General features: G+C 72.9%; 5 protein-coding genes. 2 read left to right on the top strand and 3 right to left on the bottom strand.

Annotated features, from left to right (window positions below; genetic code table 11):
- A partial coding sequence (gene aspS, locus DLJ47_RS33290; protein ID WP_109906071.1) for an aspartate--tRNA ligase occupies positions 1 to 1,772 on the bottom strand: 1,772 nt, incomplete at its 3' end.
- A gap of 158 nt (positions 1,773 to 1,930) precedes the next feature.
- Positions 1,931 to 2,980: a S1 family peptidase gene (locus tag DLJ47_RS33285; RefSeq protein ID WP_109906069.1), complete on the bottom strand. Its 1,050-nt coding sequence runs from the start codon at positions 2,978 to 2,980 to the stop codon at positions 1,931 to 1,933.
- Positions 2,981 to 3,307: 327 nt separating this feature from the next.
- On the opposite strand from DLJ47_RS33285, the gene DLJ47_RS33280 reads away from it, so the two are divergent.
- Positions 3,308 to 4,033 (top strand): SGNH/GDSL hydrolase family protein, encoded by a 726-nt coding sequence (locus DLJ47_RS33280; RefSeq protein ID WP_233258156.1) that lies wholly within the window; start codon positions 3,308 to 3,310, stop codon positions 4,031 to 4,033.
- A gap of 66 nt (positions 4,034 to 4,099) precedes the next feature.
- On the opposite strand, the gene DLJ47_RS33275 is transcribed toward DLJ47_RS33280, so the two are convergent.
- Positions 4,100 to 4,576 (bottom strand): winged helix-turn-helix transcriptional regulator, encoded by a 477-nt coding sequence (locus DLJ47_RS33275; protein ID WP_088994841.1) that lies wholly within the window; start codon positions 4,574 to 4,576, stop codon positions 4,100 to 4,102.
- A 56-nt stretch (positions 4,577 to 4,632) separates the two neighbouring features.
- Between DLJ47_RS33275 and DLJ47_RS33270 the strand changes: the two genes are divergently transcribed.
- On the top strand, positions 4,633 to 5,145 hold the full coding sequence (locus tag DLJ47_RS33270) for a PaaI family thioesterase (protein ID WP_088994842.1): 513 nt from the start codon (positions 4,633 to 4,635) through the stop codon (positions 5,143 to 5,145).
- Positions 5,146 to 5,234 lie beyond the last annotated feature (89 nt).

The following is a 5,234-nucleotide window of genomic DNA, read 5'->3' as shown; positions in this document are numbered from 1 at the left end:
GCGGTGCCGGTGTGCGGGGCGGCCTGCGGCTTCGGCTTGGCGTCGATGCCGGCCTCGGTGCGCTGCTGGGCGGTGATCGGGGTGGGCGCGCCGGTCAGCGGGTCGAAGCCGCCGCGGGTCTTCGGGAACGCGATCACCTCGCGGATCGAGTCCGCGCCGGCCAGCAGCATGCAGACCCGGTCCCAGCCGAACGCGATGCCGCCGTGCGGCGGCGGGCCGTACTTGAACGCCTCCAGCAGGAAGCCGAACTTGTCCTGCGCCTCCTCGGGCGTGATGCCGAGCAGGTCGAAGACCCGCCGCTGCACGTCGCCGCGGTGGATACGGATCGAGCCGCCGCCGATCTCGTTGCCATTGCAGACGATGTCGTACGCGTACGCCAGCGCCCGGTCCGGCGCCTCCTCGAACCGGTCCACCCAGTCGGCGTTCGGCGAGGTGAACGGGTGGTGCACGGCCGTCCAGCCGCCCTCGTCGGTGCGCTCGAACATTGGCGCGTCGACCACCCAGCAGAACGCCCAGGCGCTCTCGTCGACCAGCCCGGCCCGCTTGGCGATCTCGATCCGGGCCGCGCCGAGCAGTTCCTGCGCCTCCCGGGTGCTGGCGCTGGCGGCGAAGAAGATGGCGTCGCCCGGCTTGGCGCCGACCGCGTCGGCCAGCCCGGCCAGGTGCGCCTCGGAGAGGTTCTTCGCCACCGGGCCGCGGGCCTCGCCGGTCTCCGCGTCGAGCACCACGTACGCCAGGCCGCGCGCGCCGCGCGCCTTGGCCCAGTCCTGCCAGCCGTCCAGTTCCTTGCGGCTCTGCGCCGCGCCGCCCGGCATGACGACCGCGCCGACGTAGCCGCCCGCGTCGATCGCGCCGGCGAACACCCGGAACTCGGTGCCGCGCAGGTAGTCGGTCAGCTCGGTCAGCTCGACGCCGTAGCGCAGGTCCGGCTTGTCCGAGCCGTACCGGGCCATCGCGTCGTGCCAGGTGATCCGCGGGATCGGCCGGGAGATCTCGTGCCCGGCCAGGTCGGACCAGAGCGCCGCGACGATCGCCTCGCCGAGGTCGATCACGTCGTCCTCGGTGACGAAGGACATCTCGATGTCGAGCTGGGTGAACTCCGGCTGCCGGTCGGCGCGGAAGTCCTCGTCCCGGTAGCAGCGGGCGATCTGGTAGTACCGCTCCATGCCGCCGACCATCAGCAGCTGCTTGAACAGCTGCGGCGACTGCGGCAGCGCGTACCAGCTGCCGGGCTGCAGGCGCACCGGCACCAGGAAGTCGCGGGCGCCCTCGGGCGTCGAGCGGGTCAGCGTCGGGGTCTCGATCTCCAGGAAGTCCCGCTCGTGCAGCACAGCGCGGGCCAGCTGGTTGGCCCGCGAGCGCAGCCGCATGGCCTTCGCCGGCCCGCTGCGGCGCAGGTCCAGGTAGCGGTAGCGGAGTCGGACGTCGTCGCCGGCCTCGACCTGGTCGTCCACCGGCAGCGGCAGCGGCGCGGCCTCGGAGAGCACCTCCAGCTCGGCGGCGGTCACCTCGACCTCGCCGGTGGGCAGGTCGGGGTTCTCGTTGCCCTCGGGGCGGCGGGTCACCTCGCCGGTCACCCGGACGCAGAACTCGTTGCGCAGCGCGTGCGCGTCCTCCTCGCGGAAGACCACCTGGACGACGCCGGAGCCGTCGCGCAGGTCGACGAAGATCACGCCGCCGTGGTCGCGCCGGCGGGCCACCCACCCGGCGAGCGTCACCGTGGTGCCGGCGTCCGTCGCGCGCAGGCTGCCGGCGTCATGGGTACGGATCACGACTTGCGTCTCCTCATCTGCGGTACACGTCTGCTCCCCGCATTCTGTCAGGGTCCTCCGGTGCCGGCTGGCACCGGGCGCTCCTACCCTGCGTGACCCGGCCCGGACACGCGGGCGGGCCGCCGGGATCACCCGGCGGCCCGCTGGCGTGCGTTCGGTCAGAAGATGCTGACGCCGTAGCGGCTCAGCGCCTCGGTGACCGGCTGGAAGTAGGTGGTGCCACCGGTGGTGCAGTTGCCGCTGCCGCCGGAGGTCAGGCCCAGGGCGGTGCTGCCGGCGAAGAGCGGGCCGCCGCTGTCGCCCGGCTGGGCGCAGACGGTGGTGCGGATCAGCCCGGAGACCGAGCCCTCGGCGTAGTTCACCGTGGCGTTGAGCGCGGTCACCCGGCCGCTGCGCAGGCCGGTGGTGCTGCCGGAGCGCTGCACCGACTGGTTGACGTACGCGTTGCCGGCCGCGGTGATGTCGCGGTAGCTGCCGTTGTAGAGGTAGACGTTGCCGGCCGCGTTGGCGGAGTTGCTGTGCCGCACGATGCCGTAGTCGTTGCCCGGGAAGCTGCTGCCGGCCCGGGTGCCCAGCAGGTTGGTCTGGCTGGAGTTGCTGTACCAGCTGGAGGAGATGTTGGTGCAGTGCCCGGCGGTCAGGAAGTAGTAGGTGCTGCCGCTGCGCACGTTGAAGCCGAGCGAGCAGCGCCCGCCGCCGCCGGCGTAGATGGCGTGGCCGCCGGAGATCCGGGTGCTCAGCACACCGGGCTCGGCCTCGATCCGCACCGCGCCGTTGGTCCGCGCGGCGGCCGCCTTGACCCGCTCCAGCTTGGCGCCGGTGACCGTGCTGTCGACGGAGACCACCACCTGGTTGGTCGCCGGGTCGGTCCACCAGGCGGTGCCCGGGATCTTGGCGCCGTTCTCCAGTTCGGTGGTGGCCCGGGCCAGCTCGGCGGCGCCGCGGGTGACCAGCTTCGGGGTGGCGCCGGCCGCCCGGACCTCGCGGGCGGCGGCCGCGTCGGTCACGGTGACGACCATCTTGCCGCTGGCGTCGGCGTACGTGCCGGCGGACCGGTCGCCGAGTCGCTCAGCCAGGCCGGCCGCGGCGTCGGGGGTGGCAGCCGCGGGTGCCGCCTGGGCGGGGGCGCCGAGCAGCGAGCCGGCGACCAGGGCTCCGGCCGCGGCCACGGTGGCGGCGCGACGGAGAGATGACCTCGTGGGTCGCATGGAACAACCTCCCGGAAGGGGGTGACAGGGCCGCGCCGGGGGTGACGGGCCCGAGGGCGATGCCGGCCGAGCTGGGGACAACCGGCCGGACTGAGTGAAGTATTCACATGTTTAAGATCCTCGGCAAGACCTGGTTTGCCCGTATTGACCCAGCGCCCCGATGTAACACCGGCGCAACATTGTGGACAGAGAGCGTCATCTATACGATCTGGCCACCGCGCAGTTCTGGCACCCGCGATCCGGAGGCCGCCATGTCCCTCGCCCGCCGCGCGCTGGCCGCCCTCGCCAGCGCCACCGCCACCGTCACCCTGCTCGCCGCCGAGCTCGATGGCGAGCCTCGGCGACTCCATCACCCGCGGCTTCAACGCCTGCGGCTGGTACGTCGACTGCACCGCGCGGTCGTTCAGCACCGGCGACTACGCCACCGTCAACAGCCACTACCTGCGGATCCGTACGGTCAACCCGGCGATCGGTGGCCGCAACCACAACGACGCCCGGTCCGGTGCGAAGTCGGCCGACATGTACGGGCAGGCCGGCACCGCGGTCAGCCAGGGCGTCGGCTACGTCACCATGCTGATCGGCGCGAACGACGCCTGCACCAGTTCGGAGTCGAGCATGACCCCGGTGAGCACCTTCCGGGCGAACATCGACTCCGCGCTCAACCGGCTCAAGGCCGGCCTGCCCACCGCCCGGGTGCTGGTGATCAGCATCCCCGACATCCACCGGCTCTGGTCGGTCGGCCGGACCAGCGGCAGCGCCCGCACCGCCTGGTCGCTCTTCGGCATCTGCCAGTCCATGTTGGCCAACCCGACCTCCACCGCCCAGGCCGACGTGGACCGGCGGGCCCGGGTCCGGCAGCGGGTGGTCGACTACAACACCCAGCTGGCCCAGGCCTGCGCCGCGTACGGCGCGAACTGCCTGTTCGACGGCAACGCGGTGTTCGGCTACCCGTTCACCCTCGGCCAGCTCTCCGGCTGGGACTACTTCCACCCGAACACCAGCGGCCAGCAGGTGCTGGCGAGCGTCTCGTACGCCGCCGGCTTCCGCTGGTAGCGACGGCCCCGGCGCGCGGGCGGCCGTCCCGTCCGCGCGCCCACCGTCCGCCGGCGTCGGGGGCGGTCAGTCGGCCCGGCGGCGCGCTCCCGGGCCGGGCCGGGGCACCACGTCGCGCGCCGCGGTCACCGGGTGCCCCCGCTCGCAGCGCAGCTCGACGCGTACCTCGCCGCCGCAGTCGCGGTGCCCGACGCTCAACGGCGAGCCGTCCGGGTCGGCCAGGTAGCGGTCCCCCCAGCCGAGCACCGCCACCAGCACCGGCCAGAGGTCGAGCCCCTTCTCGGTCAACCGGTACTCGTGCCGTTCCCGACTGCCCGGCTCCCGGTACGGCTGCCTGCGCAGCACCCCCTCCTCGACCAGGGTGGCCAGCCGGTTGGTGAGCACCTGGCGGGGGATCCCGGTGCGGATCCGCATGTCGTCGAAGCGGCGTACGCCGTTGAACACCTCGCGGAGCACCACCAGGGTCCACTTCTCGCCGAGCACCGCCATCGCCCGGGCGATGGTGCAGTTCTCCACCGACCAGTCCAGCGCAGGGGGTCTCATGCCCTTCAGGCTAGGTCTGATTGACAGACTCAGCAACGGGCTGCCAGGCTGAGTCCATGACACAGACGCAGGCGCGCAGCCGTACCTTCTCCTGGTCCGACCCGGGCCTCAACGCCGCGCTCGTCGGCCGGCGCAGCGGGCTGGAGCTGCTCCGCGCGATGATCGCCGGTGAGCTGGCCGCGCCGCCGGTGATGCACCTGATCGACATGACCCGGATGGAGGCCGACGAGGGCCGGGTCGCGGTCGAGCTGGTGCCGCAGGAGTTCCACTACAACCCGCTCGGCACCGTGCACGGCGGGGTCATCTCCACCCTGCTGGACACCGCGGCGGCCTGCGCCGTGCACACCACGCTGCCGGCCGGCGTCGGCTACACCTCGCTGGACCTGAACGTGAAGTTCCTGCGTCCGGTCACCGTGGACTCGGGGGTCCTGCGCTGCGAGGGCACCGTCCTGCAGCGCGGCCGCCGCACCGCGCTGGCCGAGGCGAAGCTGGTCGACGCGCGGTCCCGGCTGGTCGCCCACGCCACCTCCAGCTGCCTCCTGCTTCCCCTCGACTCCCCCACACCCTGACCACCCACCCGCGATCTTGGGTCGCCGCCCCTGCCACGCGCGGCATGCGACCCCGGCCGGGGCGCCGCGTGCAGGATCGCCGGAAAGCC

It is taken from the genome of Micromonospora sp. S4605, assembly GCF_003176715.1.
Lineage (GTDB): Bacteria > Actinomycetota > Actinomycetes > Mycobacteriales > Micromonosporaceae > Micromonospora > Micromonospora echinaurantiaca.
This window is presented reverse-complemented; position numbering and strand designations above follow the sequence as displayed.